The organism is Nonomuraea wenchangensis (assembly GCF_900111685.1).
GTDB classification, from domain to species: Bacteria; Actinomycetota; Actinomycetes; order Streptosporangiales; family Streptosporangiaceae; genus Nonomuraea; species Nonomuraea wenchangensis.
Genome location: NZ_FOHX01000015.1, coordinates 218,657 through 243,518, shown reverse-complemented (window position 1 = coordinate 243,518; position 24,862 = coordinate 218,657). Strand labels below are relative to the sequence as shown.

22 protein-coding genes are annotated in these 24,862 nt (G+C 69.6%); 8 read left to right on the top strand and 14 right to left on the bottom strand.

The window, feature by feature from the left end:
* The 5 genes from BMW85_RS35725 to BMW85_RS35705 all read right to left on the bottom strand — a co-directional run bounded on the left by BMW85_RS35725 (position 1) and on the right by BMW85_RS35705 (position 6,485).
* Entirely contained in the window at positions 1-801 is an 801-nt protein-coding gene (locus BMW85_RS35725) for a GvpL/GvpF family gas vesicle protein (RefSeq protein ID WP_091090539.1), read from the bottom strand.
* A gap of 7 nt (positions 802-808) precedes the next feature.
* Positions 809-1,243 (bottom strand): gas vesicle protein GvpJ, encoded by a 435-nt coding sequence (gene gvpJ / locus BMW85_RS35720; RefSeq protein ID WP_091090538.1) that lies wholly within the window; start codon positions 1,241-1,243, stop codon positions 809-811.
* Between the two features lie 143 nt (positions 1,244-1,386).
* A complete protein-coding gene (locus BMW85_RS35715) occupies positions 1,387-2,391 on the bottom strand; it encodes a LacI family DNA-binding transcriptional regulator (RefSeq protein WP_091090535.1) in 1,005 nt (334 codons plus the stop codon).
* Entirely contained in the window at positions 2,388-5,159 is a 2,772-nt protein-coding gene (locus tag BMW85_RS35710; RefSeq protein ID WP_091090533.1) for a glycoside hydrolase family 3 protein, read from the bottom strand. The genes BMW85_RS35715 and BMW85_RS35710 overlap by 4 nt, the downstream gene beginning before the upstream one ends.
* 99 nt (positions 5,160-5,258) lie before the next feature.
* Complete coding sequence (locus BMW85_RS35705) at positions 5,259-6,485, bottom strand: ROK family transcriptional regulator (RefSeq protein WP_091090530.1); 1,227 nt, start codon at positions 6,483-6,485, stop codon at positions 5,259-5,261.
* 185 nt (positions 6,486-6,670) lie between these two features.
* On the opposite strand from BMW85_RS35705, the gene BMW85_RS35700 reads away from it, so the two are divergent.
* The 3 genes from BMW85_RS35700 to BMW85_RS35690 are packed head-to-tail and all read left to right on the top strand — an operon-like array spanning position 6,671 to position 10,219.
* Positions 6,671-8,314 (top strand): extracellular solute-binding protein, encoded by a 1,644-nt coding sequence (locus BMW85_RS35700; protein WP_091090528.1) that lies wholly within the window; start codon positions 6,671-6,673, stop codon positions 8,312-8,314.
* A gap of 10 nt (positions 8,315-8,324) precedes the next feature.
* Entirely contained in the window at positions 8,325-9,299 is a 975-nt protein-coding gene (locus tag BMW85_RS35695; protein WP_091090526.1) for an ABC transporter permease, read from the top strand.
* Positions 9,296-10,219 (top strand): carbohydrate ABC transporter permease, encoded by a 924-nt coding sequence (locus tag BMW85_RS35690; RefSeq protein WP_091090524.1) that lies wholly within the window; start codon positions 9,296-9,298, stop codon positions 10,217-10,219. The genes BMW85_RS35695 and BMW85_RS35690 overlap by 4 nt, the downstream gene beginning before the upstream one ends.
* Here the strand turns inward: BMW85_RS35690 and BMW85_RS35685 are convergent.
* Positions 10,182-10,661: a hypothetical protein gene (locus BMW85_RS35685; protein WP_245775253.1), complete on the bottom strand. Its 480-nt coding sequence runs from the start codon at positions 10,659-10,661 to the stop codon at positions 10,182-10,184. The two genes, BMW85_RS35690 and BMW85_RS35685, sit on opposite strands and share 38 nt — an antisense overlap.
* Positions 10,662-11,021: 360 nt before the next feature.
* Between BMW85_RS35685 and BMW85_RS35675 the strand changes: the two genes are divergently transcribed.
* The 4 genes from BMW85_RS35675 to BMW85_RS35660 all read left to right on the top strand — a co-directional run bounded on the left by BMW85_RS35675 (position 11,022) and on the right by BMW85_RS35660 (position 13,575).
* Positions 11,022-11,681, top strand: a complete 660-nt coding sequence (locus BMW85_RS35675; protein WP_245775252.1) for an HAD family hydrolase — start codon at positions 11,022-11,024, stop codon at positions 11,679-11,681.
* On the top strand, positions 11,659-12,837 hold the full coding sequence (locus BMW85_RS35670; RefSeq protein ID WP_091090516.1) for a helix-turn-helix domain-containing protein: 1,179 nt from the start codon (positions 11,659-11,661) through the stop codon (positions 12,835-12,837). The genes BMW85_RS35675 and BMW85_RS35670 overlap by 23 nt, the downstream gene beginning before the upstream one ends.
* Before the next feature lie 232 nt (positions 12,838-13,069).
* Positions 13,070-13,249, top strand: coding sequence for a hypothetical protein (locus BMW85_RS35665; RefSeq protein ID WP_245775251.1), 180 nt, complete (start codon positions 13,070-13,072; stop codon positions 13,247-13,249).
* Positions 13,246-13,575 carry a hypothetical protein gene (locus BMW85_RS35660; protein ID WP_143082517.1) on the top strand — a complete coding sequence of 110 codons (330 nt, stop codon included), beginning with the start codon at positions 13,246-13,248 and terminating at the stop codon, positions 13,573-13,575. Before BMW85_RS35665 ends, BMW85_RS35660 begins: the two co-directional genes overlap by 4 nt.
* Before the next feature lie 222 nt (positions 13,576-13,797).
* On the opposite strand, the gene BMW85_RS35655 is transcribed toward BMW85_RS35660, so the two are convergent.
* The 3 genes from BMW85_RS35655 to BMW85_RS35645 form a co-directional block, all read right to left on the bottom strand.
* On the bottom strand, positions 13,798-14,238 hold the full coding sequence (locus tag BMW85_RS35655) for a hypothetical protein (RefSeq protein WP_091090588.1): 441 nt from the start codon (positions 14,236-14,238) through the stop codon (positions 13,798-13,800).
* Positions 14,239-14,270: 32 nt separating this feature from the next.
* On the bottom strand, positions 14,271-14,474 hold the full coding sequence (locus BMW85_RS35650) for a DUF3696 domain-containing protein (protein ID WP_281249646.1): 204 nt from the start codon (positions 14,472-14,474) through the stop codon (positions 14,271-14,273).
* 338 nt (positions 14,475-14,812) lie between these two features.
* Entirely contained in the window at positions 14,813-17,485 is a 2,673-nt protein-coding gene (locus BMW85_RS35645) for a cellulose binding domain-containing protein (RefSeq protein WP_177241050.1), read from the bottom strand.
* 189 nt (positions 17,486-17,674) lie between these two features.
* Here BMW85_RS35645 and BMW85_RS35640 point away from each other — a divergent pair, with 189 nt between their 5' ends.
* Complete coding sequence (locus tag BMW85_RS35640) at positions 17,675-18,421, top strand: glycoside hydrolase family 16 protein (protein ID WP_091090506.1); 747 nt, start codon at positions 17,675-17,677, stop codon at positions 18,419-18,421.
* Here the strand turns inward: BMW85_RS35640 and BMW85_RS35635 are convergent.
* The 5 genes from BMW85_RS35635 to BMW85_RS35615 form a co-directional block, all read right to left on the bottom strand.
* Positions 18,378-18,869 carry a DoxX family protein gene (locus BMW85_RS35635; RefSeq protein WP_091090504.1) on the bottom strand — a complete coding sequence of 164 codons (492 nt, stop codon included), beginning with the start codon at positions 18,867-18,869 and terminating at the stop codon, positions 18,378-18,380. The genes BMW85_RS35640 and BMW85_RS35635 overlap by 44 nt on opposite strands.
* A gap of 103 nt (positions 18,870-18,972) precedes the next feature.
* Complete coding sequence (locus BMW85_RS35630) at positions 18,973-21,855, bottom strand: glycoside hydrolase family 3 protein (protein WP_091090502.1); 2,883 nt, start codon at positions 21,853-21,855, stop codon at positions 18,973-18,975.
* 10 nt (positions 21,856-21,865) lie between these two features.
* Positions 21,866-22,687, bottom strand: coding sequence for a carbohydrate ABC transporter permease (locus BMW85_RS35625; protein ID WP_245775250.1), 822 nt, complete (start codon positions 22,685-22,687; stop codon positions 21,866-21,868).
* Positions 22,684-23,547, bottom strand: a complete 864-nt coding sequence (locus BMW85_RS35620; protein ID WP_091090500.1) for a carbohydrate ABC transporter permease — start codon at positions 23,545-23,547, stop codon at positions 22,684-22,686. The genes BMW85_RS35625 and BMW85_RS35620 overlap by 4 nt, the downstream gene beginning before the upstream one ends.
* Positions 23,548-24,852: an ABC transporter substrate-binding protein gene (locus tag BMW85_RS35615; RefSeq protein WP_091090497.1), complete on the bottom strand. Its 1,305-nt coding sequence runs from the start codon at positions 24,850-24,852 to the stop codon at positions 23,548-23,550.
* Positions 24,853-24,862: the final 10 nt, after the last annotated feature.

The following is a 24,862-nucleotide window of genomic DNA, read 5'->3' as shown; positions in this document are numbered from 1 at the left end:
TCACTCCTCCGCCGCCTGCGCGACGACGAAGTCGTACGGCGCCAGCGGCCCGAGCAGCCGCACGTTCACCCGCCCGGCCCAGCGCTCGGCGAACTCGCCGAGCCGCTGCTCCAGGGTCTCCTGCTCGCCGGTGCGCATGAGCAGGGCGAGGTTGACCGCGTCCTGCTCGTGTGACGGCTCCCTGATGACCGCCTGCGCGTAGCAGCCCTCCAGGGCGTCGAGCAGGGTGCTCGTGTCCAGGTCGCGCTTGGCCTCGACGCTGCCCGCGATGATCTCGCCGAGCCGGATGCGCTCGTTCCTGGTGGCGTCCTCGGAGGTGCCGCGGATGGCCTCGCGCAGGCTCGCCGCCTCCGGGTTCTCGGCGAGGATCTCGCTCATGAGGGCGTCCTCGACGTAGCGGCCCTTGACGATGTACTCGGCGCAGCCCTCCAGCTCCTGGAGCGCGGCGAGGAAGTCGTCGTGGTGCGGCGCGAGCAGCTCCTCTGCGACGGCGTCCTCGTTCGTGAGCACCGAGCCGAAGCGGAACGGCAGCACCGCGCCCTTGCGGGAGACGGCGTCGAGCAGCCGCTCGTGGGCGAGGAAGTCGCCGGGCCGGCCGATCGGCTGGTCGACGTCCACCTCGCTGACGAGGGCGCCGATGTCGCCGTGGCGGATGAGGCGCACCTCGCCGGCCGGGTCGCCGAGGCCGTGCTCGTCCGGCGGCACCTTCGTGCCCGCGGGCACGATGCCGTAGACGTACACGCCGAGGGTGACCTCGGTGTCCTGCTCGGGCGCGCCCCGCGCCTTGGCCGGTCGTGACATTTCCCTGTCAGTCCTCTCGCTCGACGCGGGTCTCCGACTGCCGCTCCTGTTGCTTCGCCGCCTGGACGGCGGGGTCGGCGGGCTCCTCGCGGGCCGACTCCAGCACGCCCTGGATCACTTCCTTGTGCTCGTCGGCGGGGCCGGCCTCGGCGGACTGCCCGCCCGTGACCTGGGCGACCGCCTCCGGCAGGCCCTTCTCGGTCTTCGTCAGGTCGAGCCGGTTCACGGCCTCGGCGAAGCGGAGATAGGTGTCGACGCTGGCGATGACGACCCGGGCGTCGATGGTCAGGATCTCGATGCCCACAAGGGAGACCCGGACGTACGCGTCGATCACGAGACCCTTGTCGAGAATCGTGTCGATGACGTCGGCCAGGCCCGACGAGGACGACTTGCCGCCGCTCATCTGCCCGCCGCCGCCGGCCGGCTGCACTGACGTGGTCATGGCTTTCCCCTCCCGCCGCGGCCGGCCCTCCCCTCGGGAGGACGACGGCGGCCCGCCACAGCCGACTTCCCCAGCGGCAGGCGACAGCCAACGCCATATGGCGAGATATCGGGCAGCCTTGACCGGAGGCTGAACGCCCCGCGTCAGGTGCTGCTACGTACGGCCAGCAACGGGGCCAGCAGCGTCGAGTCGGGGACCACGCGGCCCTCCAGCTTGTCCATGACCAGCCGCACCGCCTCCCGGCCCACCTCCTCGGCCGGGATCAGCACCGAGGTCAGCGGCGGGCTCGCCCGCTCGGCCACGTCCTCCGGGCAGATCGCGACGACCGCCATGTCCTGCGGCACCCGGCGGCCGAGCTGGCGCAGCGCGGCCAGCACGTGGCTGACCGCGGCCTCGTTGTGCACGACCACGCCGGACAGGCCGGGGTGGTCGAGCAGCAGGTCGCGTACGGTCTCGTAGACCTCGTCGAAGGTCTCCTCACAGGGCAGCGCCACGCCCTTCAGCCCGAGGTCGGCCACCGCGGCCGCGAAGCCGTCGCGGGTGCGGGTGGCGAAGCCGGTGCCCCGGTCGTAGACCACCGAGGGCGCGCCGAGCAGCGCGATCTCCTGGTGGCCGCGTTCGGCCAGGTGCTCGGCGCAGCGCGCGCCGGCCGCGTGGAAGTCGAGGTCCACGCAGGTCAGCCCGGCCGGGCGGGCGGGGAAGCCGATGAGCACGCTCGGCTCGGCCAGCTCGCGCAGCAGCGGGACACGACGGTCGTCCAGCTCGACGTCCATGAGGACCAGCGCGTCCACCAGCGCGCTCGCCGCCACCCGGCGGATGCCGGCCGTGCCCTCGTCGGCGGTCAGCAGCAGCACGTCGTGGTCGAAGCGGCGGGCGGCGGTGACGACCGCGCTGGCGAAGCGCATCAGCACCGGCACGTGCATGCCGGCCCGCAGCGGCAGCACCAGGGCGATCACGTTGGACCGTTTGCTGGCCAGCGCGCGGGCGCCGGCGTTGGGGTGGTAGCCGAGCGCGTTGATGCTGTCGAGCACCCGCCGCCGGGTGTCGGCCGAGATCGTGCGTTTGCCGCTGAGCACGTACGACACCGTGCTCACCGCCACGCCCGCGTGTTTGGCGACCTCGGAGATGGTGACGGTGCGCCGGCTCAAGCCCCGGCTCCGAAGTCGAGCCGGACCAGCCGCACGCCGTCGTTCTCGAACACGACATAAAGATCGTGCACTCCGTCGGCGGGCGCAAGGGAGGAGGTGATGGCGTGGTGGTCGTACCGGTCTGTCCGGGGGACGGGGAAGGTCGCGAGCTCCTGGCCGTAGAGCGGGTCGCCGCGGCGCAGGGTGATCATGCCGCCCTCCGCGCCGCCGGCCGTGGCCACGCAGCTCCGCACGCCGGTGAGGTCCACCTGGCGGAACAGGATCCAGGCGCCCTCGGCGTCGGCGCGTACGGCGTCGCCGGCCTGCCGGGTCTCGGCCGTGAACGTGACGGCGTCGTACTCGTCGTGGGCGGCGGCGCGCAGCGGGCCCCGCTGGGGCGGGACGACCTCGCCGTCCACCTCGAAGCGGGCGCTCAGCCGCAGGTCGGTGGCGCTGCGGCCGACCATGAGCTGGTGCGGGGCGCGCTCCACGACGAACCGGTCGCGGGTGACGTCCCAGAAGGCCAGCTCGGCGACCGGCAGGGAGAGCGTGACGGCGCGGCTCTCGCCGGGCTCCAGGCGTACCTTCTCGAAGCCGCGCAGCCGGCGCAGCGGCTGCTTGACGCGGGAGCGCTGCTGGTGGGTGTAGAACTGCACGACCTCGACGCCGGGCCGGTCGCCGGTGTTGGTCACCGTCGCCTGCGCCGTGACCGTGCCGTCCTCGACGGACACGCGCAGGTCGGCGTAGTCGAAGGTGGTGTAGCTGAGGCCGTGGCCGAAGGGGTGCAGCGGGGTGCCGCGGAAGTACAGGTAGGTGGCGTCGGAGGCGATGATGTCGTAGTCGAGCAGGTCGGGCAGCTCCTGCTCGGAGCGGTACCAGGTCTGGGTGAGGCGGCCCTCGGGGTCGGCGTCGCCGAACAGCACCTCGGCCAGGGCGTGGCCGTACTCCTGGCCACCGTGCGCCGACCACAGCACGGCCGGGACCTCGTCGTCGGTCCAGGTGAGCGGGTAGCCGCTGGTGATGACCATGACGGTGCGCGGGTTGGCCTTGCGCACGGCGGTGAGCACGGCGTTCTGGGCGGGGGCGAGGGCCAGGGTCAGGCGGTCCTCGGTCTCGCGGCCGTTGACCAGGGGGTGGTCGCCGACCACGACGACCGCCACGTCGGCCGCAGCGGCGAGCGCGGCGGCCTGCTCGACGCCGCTGCGCACCACGTCCATGGCCAGCCAGACGGCCTGGTCGGCGTCGTCCACCAGGCGCAGGACGCCGTCGCCGGCGGCGCCGACGTAGCAGCCGGTCGAGATGTGGCGCAGGGCGAGCGTGCCGCGCGGGCGCTCCTCCATGCGGAACGTCTCGCGCACCTCCCACCCGTTCGGCCCGGGCTGGTCGTTGACGAGGGTGCCGTCGTTGACGGAGACGTAGCGGCCGGTGGTGACCGAGCGCAGGGCGTAGGCCCCTCCGCCCCAGTCGAACAGGTCGAACGCGCCCGTCTCCGCCGCTCCGGCGCTGAGCGGCCCCCCTGCGGGGTCGGCGCTGACCGGGCCGGACTCCGCGGTGAACGTCACCCTGTCCACGGCCTCGCAGAAGACCGTCTCGCCGCGCTCGGCCAACCCGGCGCGGGCGGTGACGGAGTAGGGCAGGGTGCCGCTGTACCAGTCCTCCATGAGGGTGTCGCCGAGCTGCCCGATGACCGCGATCCGGGGGCGGCCGGAGAGCGGCAGCAGGCCGTCGTTGCGCAGCAGCACGATCGAGCGGCGGGCCGCCTCCCTGGCCAGCGCCTGGTGCTCGGGGCAGTTGACCACGCCGTCGGTGATCTCGTCGTACGGCGTGGCCGGGTCGAACTCGCCGAGCCTGAACCTGATCGACAGCACGTGCCGCACCGCCGTGTCCACGTCGGACTCGGCCAGCAGGCCCTGGTCGAGGGCGGCGCGCAGGTGGGCGAGGGTGGTCTCGGGGCGGTCGTCGTCCTGGGTGAAGCTGTCCAGTCCGGCCTTGACGGCGTGCGCGTACGCCTCGGCGGGCGTGTCGTGGAAGCCCTGGATGCCGGTGAGGTTGCCGGGGGCGTACGCGTCGCTGACGACCAGCAGCTCGTCCGGCGCCCAGGCGCGCAGGAGCTCGTTGATGAGCGGGCTGAGGTGCGCGGGCCGGCCGTTGACCAGGTTGTAGGAGGGCATGACGGCCACGGCCGCGCCCTGCTCGACGGCCGGGCGGAAGGCGGGCAGCTCGTACTCGTGCAGCACGCGCGGCGGCAGGCCGCTGGAGGTGGTGCAGCGGTCGGTCTCGTTGTTGTAGGCGAGGAAGTGCTTGAGCGTGGGGGCGGTCCTGAGCCTTTCGGGAGCGCTCCCACGAAGGCCGTGCGCGTAAGCCGCTCCCATGACGCCGGTCAGCCAGGGGTCCTCCGAGTAGCCTTCCTCGTTCCGGCCCCAGCGCGGGTCCCGCAGCGGGTTGACCACCGGGGCCCAGACGTTGAGCCCGGCCCCGGCCGGGTCCTTGTGGTGGAAGGCCACGACCTCCTCGCCGGTGGCCTCGCCGACCCGGCGTACGAGGTCGAGGTCCCAGGTGGAGGCCAGGCCGACCGCCTGCGGGAAGACCGTGGCCGGCCCCAGCCACGCGAGCCCGTGCAGCGCCTCGGTGCCGGTGCGGAACGGGCCGAGGCCCAGCCGCTCGACCGGCGCCTGGTACTGGTGGAGCAGACCGACCTTCTCCGCGAGCGTGAGCCTGCGCGCCAGATCGTCGATCCGGTCGGTCAGGGGGGCCGACGGGTCTCGGAAGGGGGGTTCGTGCATGGTCATCCCTCGAAAGAGTGTCGAAGCGCTTCGACGACCGGCCTGGGGAAGTTACGCGGACATTTCGGTGGGTTGACTGAAGGGTGCACTTCCGCGTGACCAAGGTCAAGGGATTCGCGACAATCCTCCGGGCAATCTTCCCGAGTCGACGGAGTCGAGCACCCGGGCCGCGCCCCCCAGCGCGGCGGCGTCCTGACCGAGCGTCGAGGCCACGACCCGGCAGCCGCCCGCGTCGGGGGCGAGCACCCGGTGGCCCAGCTCGGCGTGCACGGCCGGCAGCAGCCAGGGCGCGAGCGGGACGTAGTGGCCGCCGAGCACGACCACCTCGGGATCGAGCAGGTTGGCCAGGATGGACACGCCCCGGCCCAGGCTCCGCCCGGCCGCCGACAGCGTGGCGAGTGTGCCGGCATTGCCCGCGCGGGCCAGCCGTACGACCTCCTCGATCTCGATCTGGATCTCGGCGGGGTGGAGCTCGGCGGGCGCCGGGATCCCGCGCAGCACGGACCCGATGCCGGCCATCGCCTCCAGGCAGCCGCGCCGCCCGCAGTGGCACGGCGGGCCGTCGGGGTCGAGCTGGACGTGGCCGATCTCGCCGCTGTAGCCGAGGCCGCCCCTGCGCAGCCGGCCGTCGAGGATGATGCCCGCGCCGACGCCGATCTCCCCGGTCAGGTAGACGAGGTCGGCCGCGCCGGCGTGCGCGCCGAAGCGCTGCTCGGCCAGGGCGGCGAGGTTGGCGTCGTTGTCCACCTGGATCGGGAAGCCGGGGTCGCGCAGCGCCTTGGCGAGGTCGCCGCCGAGGTCGGCGTCGCGCCAGCCGAGGTTGGGCGCCAGGCGTACGGTGCCCTGCACGTCGACCAGCCCCGGCACCGCCACGGCGAGGCCGAGCACCTGGCGCTCCTCCTTGGCCATGCGGTTGATCACCCGCCGGACGATCGCGCCGACGCTCGCCACCCCCTGGTTGACCGAGTCGCCGGCCGAGAACGAGCGCCGCCAGGTGAGCAGCCGCTCCCCCGCGAGGTCGGTGGCCACGGCCGAGACGTGGTCGACGTTGATCTCCACCCCGATGGCGGCGTAGGGGGAGCCGTCGAGGACGAGCATGGTGGCGGGGCGGCCGACGCGGTTCTCGGTGAGCCCGGTCTCGCGGACCAGGCGGCGGTCGATGAGGTCGGCCACCAGGCTGGACACGGTCGCCTTGTTGAGGCCGGTGGAGGCCGCGATGTCGGCCCGCGAGCAGGGCGCGTGCTCACGGACGAACCGCAGCACGACCGCGAGATTGGTGGCCCGTACGTCGGCGAAGTCGGCCGGCTGCGGGCCGGTCGTAGAAGTGATCAATATCAGCCCCGTTCCCGCCATGAGATGACCCAAGCATGCCGCATCGTGGGCCTCCTTCACCAACCTGTGACCGCTCCGGTCCCTTGTGGCCGCGCTCACAGTCTACTAATTTGTTTGGTCGGAATACCAACTAACTTCGAGGCTGATTTTCCTCGGGCCCCTCCCGTCCGTCGAAGGGACGAGCCATGCCATCAACCCCCACGACCCGCCGCGGTTTCCTCGGCCTCGTCGGCGCGAGCATCCTGGTCGCCGGCTGCGCCGAGAAGCAGTCGGCGTCCAAGGGCACCGCCGTCGCGGCCGACAAGCTGAAGAGCCTGGTGCCGACGCGGGTCCCCTTCGAGATCCCCGGGCTCAAGCCCGACCTGCCCGGCAGCGAGTTCGTCGCGCCCGGCTTCCTGAGCCGCCCCGCCACCATGGTGCAGGCCGTCACCACCAAGCCGCTCACCAGCGGCAAGGAGGTGACCGCGATGACGCCGCTGTGGGGCACCGTGCCGCCCGGCCTCGGCGACAACTCCTACTACGACATCGTCAACGAGCGCCTCGGCGGCCCCGTACGCTTCAACATCTCCGACGGCAACACCTACGGTCAGAAGCTCAGCACGCTGCTGGCCAGCGGCGACGTGCCCGAGATGGTGTGCGTGCCGCAGTGGGAGCTCATCAAGATCGCGCACTTCACCGAGGCCGCCAACAAGCTCTTCGCCGACCTGTCGCCCTACCTCGCCGGGGACAAGGCCAAGGAGTTCCCGCTCCTCGCCAACTACGACACCGCCGCCTGGCAGTACAGCGTCTTCGGCGGCGTGCTCCAGGGCATCCCCTGGCAGAACGATCCGTTCCCGTTCGCCACCTTCGTCCGCCAGGACATCCTGAAGGAGCTGGGCCTGGAGCAGCCGAAGAGCGGCGACGACCTGCTCGCCCTCGGCAAGGCCATCACCGACCCGAAGAAGAAGCGCTGGGCCTTCGGCGGCGGCATGGAGCAGGAGATGCAGCGGGCCTTCGGCGCGCCCCGCGAGTGGCGCAAGAAGGCCGACGGCACTCTGGAGTACAAGTACGAGACCCCCGAATGGGCCGCCGCCATCGAGTTCATGGTCAAGCTCTTCGCGGCCGGTCACGTGCACCCCGACATCGTGGCCAACAAGGACGCCGACAACAAGGGCATCTTCGGCAGCGGCCAGATGGTGATCTACCGCGACGGCCTCGGCTCCTGGCACGAGAACCTGGGCCGCTTCCAGGCCGACAACCCCAAGTTCGACCAGCAGATCGTCGCCCCCTACCCGGCCCAGGCCGGCGGCCGGACCATCGTGTGGCGCAACGAGCCCGCCAGCATGTTCGCCTTCATCAAGAAGGGCCTCGGCGACGCGCGGACCCGCGAGCTCATCTCGCTCGCCAACTGGACCTCCGCGCCCTTCGGCACCCAGGAGTACGAGCTGGTCTTCAACGGCGTCGAGGGCAAGCACTACACGGTCGAGAACGGCAAGATCAAGCAGACCGCGCTCGGCCGCAAGGAGGTCGCGCCCACCTACATGTTCCTGTCCGGCCGGCCCAGCGCCAACGAGAAGAGCCAGTACGAGGGCCTGGTCCAGGCGCTCCACGACTGGGAGACGCAGGCCGCCACGCTGCTGGAGGCCGACCCCTTCGTGGGTCTCAGGGTCGAGACGCCGTCCAAGATGGCGGGTCTCGTCACCCCCACCGAGGACAAGATGCAGGAGATCTTCCGCGGCAAGCGCCCGATCTCCGAGTGGCCGAAGATCCTCAAGGAGTGGCAGGACCAGGGCGGCAACGAGGCGCGCGAGTTCTACATGAAGGTCGCGCGCGAGAACGGGCGGCTGTGAGGGGCCCGGCGTGGGCGTGATGACCGCACGGCCGATCAACGTGGAAAGCCCCCCGCAGCGGGACGAGCACAAGCTCACCTGGCGGGCCAAGCTGCGACGCGACCGGTCGCTGCTGCTCATGAACCTGCCGATGCTGCTGCTGGTGCTCGCCTTCTGGTGGGTGCCGGCGCTCGGCAACATCATCGCTTTCCAGGACTACAACCCCTACACCGGCGGCGTCCTGGGCAGCCCCGTCATCGGCTTCACCAACTTCGCGCTGCTCTTCCAGGACCCCCAGTTCCTGCGCGCGATGCTCAACACGCTGTCGATCACCGCCTTCCAGCTCGTCTTCTACTTCCCCGTGCCGATCATGCTGGCGCTGCTGCTGCACAGCATCGTCTCGGCCCGGCTGCGGGCGTTCGTGCAGGGCGTGGTCTACATGCCGTACTTCTTCTCCTGGGTGCTGGTCGTCGCCATCTTCCAGCAGATGTTCGGCGGGGCCGGGCTGCTCGCCCAGCTCCTGCGCGAACGCGGCCACGAAGGCGTGGACTGGATGACGAACTCCGACACGTTCATCCTGCTCATCACCACCCAGACCATCTGGAAGGACGCCGGCTGGGGAGCGATCATCTTCCTGGCCGCGCTCAGCACCATCGACCCCAACCTGTACGAGGCCGCCGCCGTGGACGGCGCCCGCCGCTGGCGGCGCCTCTGGCACATCACGCTGCCCGGCCTGCGCCCGGTGATCGTGCTGCTGCTCATCCTGCGGCTCGGTGACGCGCTCAACGTCGGCTTCGAGCAGTTCATGCTGCAACGCAGCGCGGTCGGCAGCGGGGCGTCGGAGGTGTTCGACACGTTCGTGTACTGGTCGGGGCTGCGTACCGGTGACCTGGGGTACGGGGCGGCGGCCGGCCTGTTCAAGGGGCTGGTCGGGCTGCTGCTGATCCTCGCGGCGAACCGGATGGCGCACGCGCTCGGCGAACGAGGGGTGTACTCGCGATCATGACCACTCTGACCTCCCGGCCGGGGCGGCGGCGGCCGGCCCGGCTGGCTCCCTGGGAGGAGCGGCCCTCCCCCGCCGGGCAGCTCGGCAAGGGCACGATCGTCACGCTGATCGTGCTCGCCGTGCTCGGCCCGCTCTACACGATCGTCCTGACCAGCCTCAGCCCCGCCGCCACCGTGAACCGGGCCGGCGGGCTGGTGCTGGTGCCGGACGGCATCACCCTGGAGGCGTACCGGCAGATCTTCTCCGACACCGTGGTCAGCCGGGCCGTGCTGGTGAGCACGGGGGTGACCCTCGCGGGGACGCTGATCAGCACCGGGGTGAGCGTGCTGGGGGCGTACTCGCTGTCGCGCCCCGGCTCCTTCCTGCACCGGCCGCTGCTGTTCAGCATCCTGCTGATGTTCGTCTTCTTCCCCGGGATCATCCCTGTCTATTTGATGGTGAGCGGGCTCGGGCTGAAGGACAGCTACTGGTCGCTGATCCTGCCGACGGCCGTCTCGGCGTTCAACGTGGTGGTGCTGCGCTCGTTCTTCATGAACATCCCCGGCGAGGTGCTGGACAGCGCCCGCATCGACGGGGCCGGCGAGTGGCGCATCCTGTGGCGGATCGTGCTGCCCATGTCGAAGGCGGTGACGGCCGTCGTCTCGATGTTCTACGCCGTCGGCTACTGGAACGCGTGGTTCAACGCCATGCTCTACATCGACGACACCCGCAGGTGGCCGCTCGCGCTGATCCTGCGCCAGTACGTCGTCGACTCCAACCCGCTGCCGGCGGCGACGGCCGGGGTCACCGGGGACGCCCCGCCGACGCTGGCCATCAAGATGGCGATCGTGGTGATCGCGGTGCTGCCCGCCCTGATCATCTACCCCTTCGTCCAGCGGCACTTCACCAAGGGCGTGATCGTCGGCGCCGTGAAGGGGTGACGCTCGTGCTCAGCAGGCGGTGGGCGGCGTAGGCGGTGACGCCGTACGCCAGGTGCGGCACGACGTCCGAGATCCAGTCGGTGGCCGACCACGAGCGCGGGTCGGTGGTGCCGAGCAGCGTCAGCGGGGCGTTGGAGCCCACCATGGCCAGTGCGGTGAGCGCCAGCACCCCGACCGGCCACGACGGCCGCCACCGCTCGGCCGCGAGCCCGAAACAGAGCGCCGCCCCGGCGCCGGTGCCGTAGCCGAGCAGCGAGCCCAGCGCCTCCCTGCGGCTGTCCGCCTGCTCCCCCTCCCCGAGGTCCACATCGACCAGGTCCGCCATCTTGTCCACGGCCTGCTGGGGGGTGCTGCTGGCGGGGCGGGCGCGGATCGCCATGTCGAGGTAGGTGACGGCGTTGAGCGCGCTGGTCCCGGCCGCTCCCGCGATCAGACCTCTCACGAGCGTATGCATGCCCGGGCCGCTACCCGGGGCTCCCCGCGTTACGCTCGTGCTATTGCTGTGACGGACGAAGGGCGGATGTCATGGGAGAACACACGTCCTGGGCCGGCAAGAGGGCCGAGATCATGAGCCGGCCGGGCGCGGGGGCCGCGTACGAGGCGGCGCGGGTCAGGTTCGAGGATTCATCGGCAGAAGCAGTCACACGTCAAACTCGCCCCGACGGGCACCCGACAGGAACGCACTCAATTCCGCAGGAGTGAAGATCGGCCGGGCGCCGTCGGGAGCCGTTCTGAAGCTCAGTCGTGAAGACACCCGCATGAGGGCAGTCAAGCGGCTTACGCTGTCGACGTGGTCCGGTCTGTGGTGTTCGACATCGGCGAGACGCTGGTCAGCGACGATCGGTATTGGGGGTCATGGGCTGACTGGCTCGGGGTATCCCGCCACACGATGTCGGCGCTCGTCGGCGCGGTGACGGCGTTGGGCTTGGACAACGCCGAAGCGCTCCGTATGATCCGCCCCGGCATCGACCTCCAGGCGGCGTACAGGGATCGCGAGAACGCCGGTCGGGGTGAGTTTCTGGACGACACCGACCTGTACCCCGACGTGCGGGATGGACTTCAGGCCCTGCAGGACATGAGCCTACGCGTCTGCATCGCCGGGAACCAGACAGCCAAGGTCGGCGAACTGCTGCGCGGCCTGCGCCTTCCCGCTGACGCCATTGCCACCTCGGCGGAATGGGGGGTGGCCAAGCCGGATACCGCCTTCTTCGACCGCGTCATCAAGCTCGCCGGCGTGGCCCCCAGGGAAACGCTCTACGTCGGCGATCATCCTGTGAACGATGTCATTCCAGCGAAGGCGGCGGGCCTCGTCACCTGCCTCATCCGACGGGGGCCGTGGGGGCTTCTCTGGGGCGACGACCCGGCCGTACCTGCCGACCTGCGAATCAACGGGCTCACAGACCTTCCCGCTCTCCTGGAGCTGACCGGACGGAGCCCTGATGCCCTCGGCGAGGAAAAATAGCGCAGGCGCGGGAGATCGCATCGCGGCGATCCGCAGCACGCGCCGCATGACTCAGAGCGATCTCGCACGGGCAGCGAACGTCTCCCTCAGCATGATCCGCAAGCTGGAACAGGGAAGCCGAAACCCGGGCGACACAGTTCTCGATGCCATCGCCGCGGCCCTTGGTATCGATCCGTCGCGGCTTCTGCATGGCACCAACCGCACAGACAGTCGGGTCCACGGCACGATCCCCCTCCTGCGTCAGGTGATCACCACCTGCGACTTCCCCGACGAGGGTCCAGTGCGCCCCCTGCCTGAGCTGCAAGTCGCCGTACGCGAAGCGGTCCGGTGGCGCTTGGAATCCCAGTACGTCCGGCTGTCTTACGTGCTTCCAGAGCTGATCAGGGAGCTCGTTCGAGGACTTCGGACGGCATCTGCTCTCGCACCGCTGTTGGTCACCTCGTACCGCGCGGCCGACGCAGTCGCCTACAAGTACGGCTACCTGGACCTGTCGGCCCGGCTGATCGACCTGATGCGCCGAACCTCCATGCTCGTGGATGACCCGCTGCTCGCGGCGTCAGCGGCTTACGTACGGACCGAAGTCTTCTTCGCCACGCACACCTACGGGGCGGGACTCCGGGCCCTCGAATGCGAAATCGACCGCCTTCGCACGCGTGAGGAAACGAGTCTCCAGTACACGGGCGTACTGGGGTCGCTGCACATGCGCGCTGCCGTCGTCGCGGCCCGCGCCGGTCAGGTGGAAGACGCCTTGAGCCATCAGGTCGAGGCTCAGCGGCTCGGCGGCATCGTCCCCGAGGGCATTTATTACGGGACGGCCTTCGGGCCGGACTCGGTGCGCATTCATGAGGTCTCGTTCGCCGTCAGCCTCGGCGACGGCCATCTGCGGCCTGCTCTCGACATCGGGGACACCTGGGCGCCACCGTCCAGCATGCCCGCCGAACGCCAGAGTGGCTTCTTCATCGAATTGGCGCGTGCCCGACTTTGGGCCGGCATGAGAGACGCCGCCTTCGACGCGTTGAGAAGCGCACGCCGGATCGCGCCCCAACACACGCGCGAGCACCGCTGGGTACGCGAGGACGTCGAGACGCTCCTGCGCCTCCACCGCGCCAGCAGTGATGAACTGTGCGGCTTCGCCGAATGGCTTGGCTTGTCCTGACAACTCTCGCGTGACACACGGTGTGTCATTTGACGTTTACTCTGCGCATCAGGATTGGGGTCGTCCAAGCCGGTGACGCAGGTAGGAGCCTCGAAACCACTGCCTGCTGAAGCGGACCCGCCACCGATGCCCTACATCGCCGACGGGTCCCTGATCAGGATGGTGGTCCTGACCCATGACACACGACAGGGATGCAGCCGCCGATCGTCCGGTGTTCGCGGGATGGCGGATCATGCGCAGTGACGCCGGACGGTTCTGGGCGACGCGTGAGCGGCCGTTCTCCCAGACCGTCGAGGACGCGGGCGCGCACCGTACGGTCGACGCCGACGACCTGGTGAAGCTGTGCCAGGCCATCGCGGAGCAGGAGAGCATTGCTGAGCGGACTCGCCCATCCCTATGGATGGCCCGGTGACCGCGTCCGCCGTCGTTCTCGCTCTACCTGATGCCCTCGCGGAGGAGGACTGTCCAGGCATTTCGCCGCATCCGGCCGCGCCACGCCCGGAGCGTACGGCGCTGCGGTGGATCGGGCAGGGCCTCGCGCCCGGCCGGGTCGTCGCGTACACCTGCTCCTGCCGCATGACCGCCTACGAGCTGGTCGCCTGCGGCGGCGTCTACCAGATCCGCCGCCGCACCCTTCCTCGCCGGGGCGTGCCGCCCGTGTCCTGGACGGTCCAGCGGTGGCGGCGCGGGGAAGCGCTCGAATGGTGGCGCCGCCTGCTCGCCGGCCAGGCCCAATGAGCCGCCTCGCCGGTCAGGATGTCGACCCCAGCCGGCGGGGCCTCGGGCGGCCTGACGGACACCCAGGGGTTCAGGCCGCCCCCCGTAAGATCTATCCGAGGCGAAAGAGTTCCAGGGCCTTTCTGGGGTCGCTCCTCAGGCGGGGTGCAAGTGGAGAATGGGAGTGGTGGCGGTCGGAGCCGTTGAAGCCGAACGAGGGTTCGTGGGGGCGTGGCCCGTGCGTCAGCTGCCGCAGATTTCTATGACCACAATGTGATTTTGTGTCAGTTCCTGCGCGGCCTGCCGCCAGTCCGAGTCTGCGCAATTGACGATCACAGATTTACGCTCGTCCGCTATGACCGTCGCCACGAACTTGTGGTCGGATGGGTCAAAGGTCCGTAAACCGTCAGGGATCTCCTCGTAGGAGCCGTCGCCGTCAGGGGTTATGTGGACCTTCTGGACACGGCGCGGGTCTGCCTGCCGACGGTGCAGGTGAAGGAAGAAGTGGTCGCCGAGCCCGGGCTGCCCCTTGAACGAGCAATATCTCTCGTACTCTTCGAAGATCTGCCAAGAGCTGTCGAGAACGACAACTGCGCGGCTCTCGGCGTGCTCCAGGAACTCGGCTGCCGAGTTCATGCAGCCGGAGCCCACGTGATCGGCCTTGCCATTGGCGACGATCAGCACATTGGTGTCGATGACGACACGAGACGGGTGGTTCAACCGGTTTTCTCATCATTCGCTCGGTTACGTGCCGCGCGGTTCATGGCGGCGGCTTCCTCGAATGGGTTGCCGAAGAAATCGTCGGGCCAGTTCGTGATGTTACCGAAGGGATCGAGGTCGAGCCTGTCGATCGTGGATGCGGCGCCATCCGTCTGACAGAAGTAGAGCAGGCAGTCCTCAGGCTCGAGTCTTTCCGCTATCCGCCCAAGCCTTGAAATTCTGCAGCCTGAGATATGTGATCATCGACCTTCGTCTCTCCAGCGGCCCACGCCGAGCGCCATAGCATTCCCAGCAGGCACTTTAGTGGTCATGAGCCGGGCAAGTCACCGATCTCGTCAGCATGAGAGGCGGTCAAAGCCTTACGTTGCCGACGCCGAGGGCACGTCCTGGGTCATAAGGCGGCATAATTCCTGGCCCAGCGCGTCTGGTGGCCGGTCATCCGGGAGAGCGCGAGAGGGCTGGAAGCCCTCTCGCCCGGGGATCGGGGCGGAGCCGCGACCCCCGGGGAAAGACGCCCGAGCGGAGCGAGGACCTTTTTTCAGGCGGGGGTGCAGGTGAGGGTGGGGGTGGTGGCTGTGCCGGAGCCGTTGAAGCCGAACGACGTGGACGCGTTGGCGGCCAGGTTGCCGTTGTAGGCGGCGTTCGTCACGGTCACGTTCGTGCCCGACTGGGTGACGGTGCCGCTCCACAATGAGGTGATGGTCTGGCTGCCGGGCCAGGTCCAGGTGACCTTCCAGCCGGTGATCGACGAGGAGCCGGTGTTCTGGACGGCCACCTCGGCGCCGAAGCCGCCGGGCCAGCTGTTGCCCGGACGCCAGGTCGCGGTGCAGCCTCTGCCGGTGGTGGGGGTCACCGTCGGGGTCACCGTCGGGCTGACCGTTACCGTCGGGGTCACGGTCGGGGTGACGGTGGCCGTCGGGGTGACGGTGACCGGGGGGCCGGTGCGGTCGCCGTAGATGATGCCGCGGCCGTTCGTGCCCAGGTAGACCCGGCCGTACACGCGCGGGTCGCCGGTCAGCGCCTCGCCCATGTTGCCCCACTGGTGCTTGTCGTCGTTGATGCGCAGCCAGCTCGACCCGCCGTTGTCGGAGCGGTAGAGGCCGGTGACGTTGTCGATCGTGGCGACCGTGTAGATCGCCTGGTACGTCCCACCGGGCGCCGCCTTGCCGAAGCCGACGTTCACCGACTTGGTGATGCCGCTGACCTTGGTGAAGGACGTGCCGCTGTTGGTGGAGTGCCAGAGGCCGCCGTCGCCGGCGACCCACAGGTCGCCCTCGATGCCGGGCACGGCCTTGAACTTGCCCGTGGTGGGCAGGCCGGTCGCGGCGGTGGCGGTGAACGTGGCGCCGCCGTTCGTGCTGAGGTAGAGGCGGCCGCCGCTCAGGCCGTAGAACTTGCTCGCGTTGACCCGGTCGGACTCGACCACGGCGTCCGTCGGCAGGCCGGAGGCGGTCTGCCAGGAGTTGCCGTAGCCGACCGAGTAGACGGGCGTGATGCCCTTGGGCGCCCACACGAAGCGGGAGCCGTCGGCCGCGGCGGCCACCGTGCCGCCCTCGTTGACGCCGCCCGGCTCGGTGCCCTGGAACCAGTTCGCGCCGCCGTCCGTGGAGAAGGCGACGTGGCTGTCGTTGGGGCGGTCGGCGTCGGTGAAGTTGCCGGCCCGGACCATCACCGACGGGTTCTTCTCGGCGTAGTCGAGGCTGGTGGTGGAGGTGAACAGCGGCTGGGTGAACATCATCGGCGGTACGGCGTCCAGGTTGGTGTGGCGGAAGCCGGCGATGTCGCCGAGGCCGCTGATCAGGGGCGCGCCGCTGGGCGGGCTGATCAGGTCGAGCACGGCGGTCTCCTCGATCCCCTTGGCCATGGGCCTGATGGTGAACTGGCCGCCCGCGTCCCACTGGGTGAGGTTCTCGGTGCCGTAGAGGGTGGCGCCGGTGCCGTACATCATGCGGTTGGAGTCGAACGGGTCGATCTCCAGCGACTCGGTCATCCAGCCGAGCTTGGGGGTGACCTCGGGCGGCTGCGGGTTGGTGCCGAAGGTCAGCCACGGGTTCTCGGTGATGTTCATGGTGTAGCGGAAGCTGCGGTTCGGGTACGACGTCCAGTCCCAGACCCGGGTCCAGGTGGCGCCGGAGTCGGTGGAGCGGAAGAAGATGACGTCCGGCCACCAGGAGATCTGGGTGGCGACCATCAGCGTGCCGGGCTTCTGCCGGTCGATGGTGAGGCCGCTGTAGCCGAAGTAGTCGTCGCCGGAGGAGGACGGGACGGGGCTGATCTGCGTCCACGTCCCGGTGGCGGTGGCGTAGCGCCACACGTCGCCCTTGCCCCCGTCGTACGGCCCGCCGGTGTCGCTGGTGGCGAGGTAGAGGTAGCCGTTGACGGTGTCGAGCACGCCCTTGTGTGCGATGTACCCGGTGGGCTGGCCGGCGAGGCGCGACCAGGTGGCGCCGCCGTCCGTGGTGCGGTAGACGGTGTTCTCCTTGTCGGCGACGCCCACGTAGATGGTCTTGGTGGCGGTGCCGGCGCTGGAGGAGCGCTTGTCGTAGGTCACCCAGACGACGCCGGGGCGGTGGCTGAGGTAGCCGTTGGGGTCGCTGGGGTCCTGGGCGTAGTTGCCGGCGTTGGGGAAACTGGCGACCTTGGCCCAGGTGGCGCCGTAGTCGGTGCTGCGCCAGAGGCCGTTGCCGTTGGGCGTGCCGAAGTAGAGCACGCGGTTGTCGTTGGGGTCGACGGACAGCGCCTCGCCCATGCCGCGTCCCGGCATGTTGCCGCCGAGTTTGAACGGCAGCGCCGTGGCCTGCCAGGTGTCGCCCTTGTCGGTGGAGCGCAGGATGGCGCCGTTGTTGGGGTCCCAGCTGTTGGTGTACATGCCGACGGCGGCGTACACGCGGTTGGTCTGTACGGGGTCGGTGGCGAGGCTGATCACGCCGTTGTAGCCCCATTTGTCCCAGCCGGCCCAGTCGAGCAGCGGGGTCCAGGACTTCGTGGACTGGTTCCAGCGGTACGCGCCGCCGATGTCCGTGCGGGCGTAGATGAGGTTGCGTTCGGTCGGGTTGAAGATGATCCCCGGGATGAACCCGCCGCCGTCGATGCGTACGTTCTTGTACGCGTACGGATCCGAGGCGACCGCCGAGACCGGTGTCATCCTGACGACGGCCACCACCAGGAGGACGGCGAACGTCGCCAGGCAGGCCAATAACCTTTTTCGCATGCGCGGCTCTTCCTTTCCGGGCACGCCGGAGGGCGGCCCCAAGGCATCGGATGACCGCCATGCACGAGCAGAGTGCGAGACCCTGACCGTCTCCGCGCCTTCCGCGCATGAGCTTCCCCAGAAGGCTCACACATCCCCGCGTCGAAGGTCAATAGTTTGGACGTACAACGAATTAAAGGAGCAGCGGAAGTGCTGGAGTTCGAGGACGACTTCGACGGCGAGCACCTGGACGAGACGAAGTGGATCCCCTACTACCTGCCGCAATGGACCGGCCGGGAGGCGGCGCGGGCCCGCCACCGGCTGGGCGGCGGGCTGCTGCGGCTGCGCGTCGAGGAGGACCAGCCGCCGTGGAATCCGGAGGCCGAGGGCGAGCTGCGGGTCTCCTCGCTCCAGACGGGCGTGTTCTCCGGGCCGGTCGCCAGCGCCGTCGGCCAGCACGGGCGCGGCGGCCTGGTGGTCCGCGAGGAGCAGTCCGCGCGGCGGCTCTACACCCCGCAGTACGCCCGGATCGAGATGCGCGCGAAGGCCCTCGACGACCCGGACTCCATGGTCGCGCTCTGGATGATCGGCTACGAGGACGCGCCGGAGCGCTCGGCCGAGATCTGCGTCGCCGAGATCTTCGGCAAGGACGTCGGCCCGGACCGCGCACGGGTCGGCATGGGCGTGCACCCCTTCGGCGACCCGTCGATCACCGACGACTTCACCGTGGAGGAGCTGCCGATCGACGCCCGCGAGTTCCACGTCTACGCCGCCGACTGGACGCCGGAGCAGGTGTCGTTCGAGGTGGACGGGCGGCACGTGCGGACGGTGCGGCAGTCGCCCGCCTACCCGATGCAGCTCACGCTCGGCGTCTACGAGTTCCGTCCGGGCTCCGGCGCGTACCCGAAGGAGTTCACCGTGGACTACGTGCGAGGCTACGCGCGCGGACCTCGATAGCCGCCCAGAGCGCGATCGCGATGTAGAGGACCTGCTCGGGGACGCGCTGCCACAGCGGCGTGGCGGGCTCGCCGCCGAGGGTGACGTCGTTGAGCGCGGCGTGGACGTTCGCCGGCAGCATGGCGACGAACAGCAGCGCCAGGCAGATCCCGGCGGCCCGCCGGGTGCGCTCCAGCACGAGCCCGGCCGCCCCGGCCAGCTCCAGCACGCCGGTCAGGATGACGACGAGGGCGGGGAACGGCACGAACGGCGGCACCATCGCCACCATGTCGGCGTGGTTCGGCATGAACGTCACGCTCGCGGGGACGAAGTGCGCGCTCGCCGTCATGACCAGCATGACGGCCAGCCCGTGGGCGGCGCTGACCCGCCAGGTGGCGAACCGGGCCACGCCCAGCGCGCCCAGCGACCGGAACGCCAAAGTGGCGACCAGCAGGACGATTACCGTCATCACGACTCCTCTTGGATAGCAGCACTATCTATATGTTAGATAACTCTACTATCCAAAGAGGGTTCCGTGGCGGCCACGACCATGCTCATGGCCGCCACGGAAGTCATCGGGCCAGGGCGAAGTCCTTCAGCCGCAGGTCGCCCTTGAACACCAGGTACAGCGCGCCCGACCCGGCCTTCACCGTCGCACTCACCGTCCCGTACTGATAGATCCCGCCGGTGGCGGGCACCGGCACGGTGGCGAGCAGCGGGCCGGTCGGCGAGCCGGAGCGCACCTCGAACGAGCCGCCGCCCGCCGACGCCACCGCCGCCGTCAGCCGCGAGCCCCACGACGCCTTGGTGAACGACACCCAGTCGCCCGCCGAACCCTCGACGACCTCGCCCGCGACCTTGCTCTCGTCGGCGAAGACGACACCCGAGTAGTCGTCGAAGTCCATGGCCCGGGTGGTCCGCGTGAGGTCACGGACCGGGACGCTCTCGCCGGACACGCGCAGTGTCGTCGCCTGCCTGATCCGGTCGGAGGCCGAGCCGACGAGCACGTCATGGGTGGCGCTCTCGACGACCCACTTGCCGCGCGTGTGGTCCCACACCGCGAGGTCGGACTTCTTCAGCGGGAAGGTGACCGTACGGCTCTCGCCCGGGTTCAGGGTGACCCGCTGGAAGCCGCGCAGCTGCTTGACCGGCTGGACGAAGCGGGACTCGCGCTGGTGCGTGTAGAGCTGCACGACCTCGTCGCCCCGGACCCGGCCGGTGTTGGTGACCTTGACGGTCACCTGCTCGCCCTGGACCCGGAGCGCCTGGTAGCCGAAGCTGGTGTAGCTCAGCCCGTGCCCGAACGCGTAGAGCGGCCGGCTCTTCCCGTACAGGTAGGTCATGCCGGTCTTGGTCAGGTCGTAGTCGAACCTGCTCGGCAGGTCGTCGCTCGCCGGCCAGGTCTGGGTGAGCCGGCCCGCCGGGTTGACGTCGCCGAAGAGCACGTCGGCGACCGCGTGCCCGGTCTCCGCGCCCGCGTGCGTGGTCCACAGCAGCGTCGGGGCGTCCACGACGACCGGGTAGCTGGTCTCCAGCACCACGACGGTCCTCTTGTTGGCCTTGCGCACGGCCTCGATGAGCCGCCGCTGCCCCTCGCCGAGCTGCAGGTTCGGGCGGTCGTGGAACTCGCGGCCGGACACGAACGGGTGGCTGCCCACGACCACGACCGCGACCTCCGCCTTGGCGGCCTGCGCGGCGGCCTCGGCGATGCCGTCGGAGACGACCTCCTTGCCGAACCTCGCCGCCTCGGCCTTCGGGGCGAGGGCGAGGGCGCCGTCCGCGGTGACGGTCACGTACGGGTCGGACAGGGCGTACCAGCCCTCGACCGTCTCATAACCGGCGTACCGGATGAGGTAGCTGCCGTCGGGCTGCCGCTCCAGGGCGAACTGCTGCTGCACGTACCAGCCGTCGGGCTCGGCGTCGTCGGTGTCGAGCGAGCGCCAGTCGCCGCCGAGCAGCTTGCCGTTGCCCGCGTTGCGCAGCGTGGAGACGCCGCCGGTCCAGTCGGTGAGGTCCCACTGGGAGGCGGCCGTGGGCTTGGTGTCGAGCAGCGCGGCATTGTCGTCGGGGCCGGTGCCGGTGGCGGTGACGTACTTGCCGGAGGCCAGGTGCTTGAGCGCGACGCGCTCCAGCCCCTGCCCGGTGCTGACGTCGCTCACCCGCTCCTTGATCCCGGCCAGCGGCGTCACCTCGTACGGGAACTGCCCCGAGTACCAGTCCCGGTGCAGCCGGTCGGCCAGCGGCCCGACCACGGCCGCGGACTTCGGCCGGGCGAGCGGCAGCGTGCCGGAGTTGCGCAGCAGCACGGCGGCCTTGGCCGCGGTCTCCCTGTTGAGCTTCTGGTTCGCCGGGCTGTTGATCACCGCCGGCGTGATCTTCTTGTACGGCCCGCCGTCCGGGTCGAAGTGCCCGAGCCTCGTCCTGATCGACAGGACGTGCCGCACCGCGTCGTTGACGTCGGACTCGGCGATCAGGCCCTGGTCCAGCGCCGACTTGAGATGCGTGACCATCGGGCCGCTGTTGTTGTCGTCGATGGTGTAGCTGTCGAGCCCCGACTTGAGCACGGCGGCGAACGCCTCGGGCTTGTTGTCGTAGTAGTGCTCCAGGTCGGTGAGCGCGTGCGGCCCCCAGGCGTCGCTGACGTTGTAGAGGGTCTTGCCGGTCCACGAGCGGACCACGGCGTCGAGGTCCGGGTTGACGTGGTTCGGGCGGCCGTTGACCAGGTTGTAGGAGGCCATGACGCCGGTCGCCGCGTCCGCCGAGATCGCCGCCTTGAACGCCGGCTCGTAGTACTCGTGCTTGAGCTTGGGCGTCAGGTTGGAGGAGGTGATCCCGCGGTCGGTCTCGTTGTTGTAGGCGAGGTAGTGCTTCAGCACCGGCGCGGTCTTCAGGTAGAAGGGGTCGTCGCCTTGGAGGCCCTTGCCGTACGCGGTCGAGATCGCCCCCGTCAGGTAAGGATCCTCCGAGTAGCCCTCCTCGTTGCGGCCCGCCCGCGGATCGCGCAGCAGGTCCACCACGGGAGCCCACACCTGGGTGCCCCACAGCACCGGGTCGGCGGCGTTGTAGCCGCGCGCCTCGTCGCCGACGGCCGAGCCGACCTTCCTGATGAGGGCCGGGTCCCAGGTGCTGGCCAGGCCGACGGCCTGCGGGAACACCGTGCCGCTGGCGAACTTCTGCCGCCAGCCGTCATTGAGGTCGTTGGACCAGGCGACGCCGTGCAGGGCCTCGGTGCCGTTCTTGTGGTAGGCGATGCCGAGGCGCGGGATCGCGGCCTGCGACTGGTGCAGCAGGCCCAGCTTCTCGTCCAGCGTGAGCCGGCCGAGCAGGTCGTCCACCCGCTGCTCCAGGGGCAGGCGCGGGTTCTGGAACGGGAAGTCCGCCGCCTGGGCAGGCGGGACCGCGAGCAGCGAGGCCGCCAGGGTCAGGGTGGCTAACAAGGGGACACGTGAACGCATGGGCACTCCGTCACTTGATGGCGCCGACCGTCACACCTCGGGTCAGCGTGCGCTGGAAGATCAGGAAGAAGGCGACCGCCGGCACGATGCCGAGCAGGGCGGAGGCGCTGGACATGGTGGCGTCCATGTACTTCTCCCCCTGCAGGACGGCGAGGGCGACGGGCACCGTCTGGGTGTCGTTGGAGATGAGGAAGACGAGCGGCAGGAAGAACTCGTTCCAGGTCCAGATGAAGAAGAAGATCAGCAGGACGTTGAGTGTGGGCCTGCTGATCGGCACCACGATCTGCCACAGGGCGCGCAGCCGCCCCGCGCCGTCGATGGCCGCGGCCTCCAGGATCTCCTTCGGGAACTGGCCCAGCACCGCGCTCAGCAGGTAGGTGCCGAACGCCGCCTGGATCACGGTCATGACGATGATCACGGCGAGCTGGGTGTCGTACAGTCCCACGGCCTTGGCCAGGTAGTAGAGCGGGTAGGCCAGCGCCTCCTGCGGCAGCGTGTTGGCCACCAGGAACAGCACCAGGATCGACAGCCGCCCCTTGACCCGGCCGATGCCCAGCGCGTACGCGTTGAGCACCGACAGCACCACGGCGAGCACCGCCACGGAGCCGCTGATGACGAAGCTGTTCCAGAGCTTGCCGCCGAAGCCGACCCGGTTCCAGAAGTCGACCAGGCCCTGGAGGTAGAGCCCGTCCGGCAGGGCGAGCGGCCCCTGCGTGCTGTAGTCCGCAGGCGACTTGACCGCGTTGAGCGCCACCAGCGCGAACGGGAACAGCATGACGACCGCCAGCACGGCCAGCGCGGCGAGCACCGCCCAGCGCCCCGGCCCCCTCACTGCTCACGCTCCTGGACGCGCAGGAACAGGAACGTCACCACGATGATGATCAGCGCCAGCACCGTGGCGATGGCCGAGCCGTACCCGACGTTGCTCTTCTGGAAGAAGTTCAGGTACGAGAAGTACGACGGCACCATGGTCGCGTTGCCCGGCCCTCCCCTGGTCAGCACGAAGATCGGCCCGAACACCTTGAGCGCGGCGATCGTGCACGTCAGCAGCACCACGAAGATCTCCGGCCGGATCTGCGGGATCGTGATGTGCCAGAACCTCCGGAACCAGGAGGCCCCGTCGATCTCGGCCGCCTCGTAGTAGGCCGGATCGACACGCTGCAACCCGGCCATGAAGATGACGACCGGATAGCCGAGCTGGAACCACACCATGACGGCCATGACCGTGGCCAGCGCCAGGTCGGGGTCGCCGAGCCAGTCGAGGTCCAGCCCGAGCATCTCGTTGACGGCGCCGTACGACGGGTGCAGCAGCCAGCCCCACACCACGCCGGCCACCGCCACCGGCAGGACCTGCGGCAGGTAGTACGCCGCGCGCAGCGCCGAGGCCGTGCGCGGCCCGAACCGCTTGCCGATGTAGTCGAACAGCGCCGCCGCCAGCACGAGGCCGATCGCGGTCGGCACGACGGCCATCGCCACGATCAGCCCCACGTTGTGCTGGAACGACTGCCAGAACCGCTCGTCCTCCAGCAGCCGGGCGTAGTTGTCGAACCCGATCCAGCGCGGCGTGCCCACCCCGGACCAGCGGGTGAAACTCGCGCCCACGTTCATCAGGAACGGCACGACGATCACGGCCACGAACAGGACGAGGCTGGGGACCAGGTAGAGCCAGTATCCCCTCGTGCGCACTCTCATTCAGTTGCCAATGTCGGCGAGGTTGTCCTCGTACGGCCCCGCGATCTCGTCCAGCACCTGCTCGGGCGTCTTGCTGCCGTTGATGAGGTTCTGGACGCCGGCCACGAGGACGTCGTAGTAGCCGGGGGCCGGCCAGTCGGGGTAGAAGGCCAGGCCGTCGGTGCTGGTGAGCTTGTTGAAGGTCTCGATCAGCTCCTTGCTCCTCGCGTCGGTGATCGCGGCCGGGTCGGCGGCCACGGGCAGCCCGCCGGAGTTGCCGAGCAGGTTCTGGATGTCCTTGCTCATGGTGATGTCGATGAAGTCGTAGGCCAGGTCCTTGTTCTCCGACTTCTCGGGGACGATCCACAGGTTGCCGCTGGAGCCGGGCGAGAGCGTGGCGCCGGGGAACAGGAAGTGCCCCCACTCGAAGTCCTTGATCGTGGAGGCGACGCGGCCGAACCACCAGCTCCCGCTGATCATCATCGGGAACTTGCCGTTCATGAACGCCACGCCCATGTCCTCGGCCTTGAGGCCGGAGGAGTTCTTGGCGATGTAGCCCTTCTTCACCCAGTCGGCGAAGGTCTGCGCGCCGTAGGTGAACTCGGGACCGTGGAAGTCCACCTTGCCCTGGTAGGACTGGAACGCCGACAGCCACGGCTTCTGCGCCTTGGTGAGCGCGAGCTGGTAGAGGATCTGCTGCGCCGGGTATTCGGCGCCGGCGTTGGCGATGGGCGTCACGCCCGCCTTGACGAAGGTGTCCAGGGCCGCCGTGAACTCCTCGAACGTGGTGGGGACCTCGACCTTGTGCTTGGCGAACAGGTCCTTGTTGTAATAGACCATCACGAACTCGCCGTAGTTGGGGACGCCGTACCACTTGCCGTTGCCCATGACGCCGCGGTCGTCGTACTTGGCGGTGGTCTGCAGGCCGCCGGGCAGGAGTTTGTCCCAGCCGCGCTTGGCGGCCTCCTCGGTGAGGTCGGTGAGCAGGCCCTGCTTGGACAGCAGTCCGGCGGTGGCGTTGCCCTTGTTGTACTCCATGATGTCCGGCGCCTCGTCGGAGTTCAGCACCATGCTGGCCGTCTTCTGGATCTGCTCGAAGCCCTTGGCCTCGAACTGGACCTTCACGTTGGGGTGCGACGCCTCGAACTTCTTGATCGCCTCGTCCCACGCTTTGCCCATGGCGCTGTCGGCGCTCTCGTAGTGCCAGAGCTTCAGCACGCGCGGCTGGGAGCTCGACGCGGGCGCGGGGGTCTCCGAGCCCGAGCCGCAGGCCGACAGGACCAGGACCGCGGCGGCCAGCACCGCGGCGCCTCTGAATCTCACCATGATCCCTCCA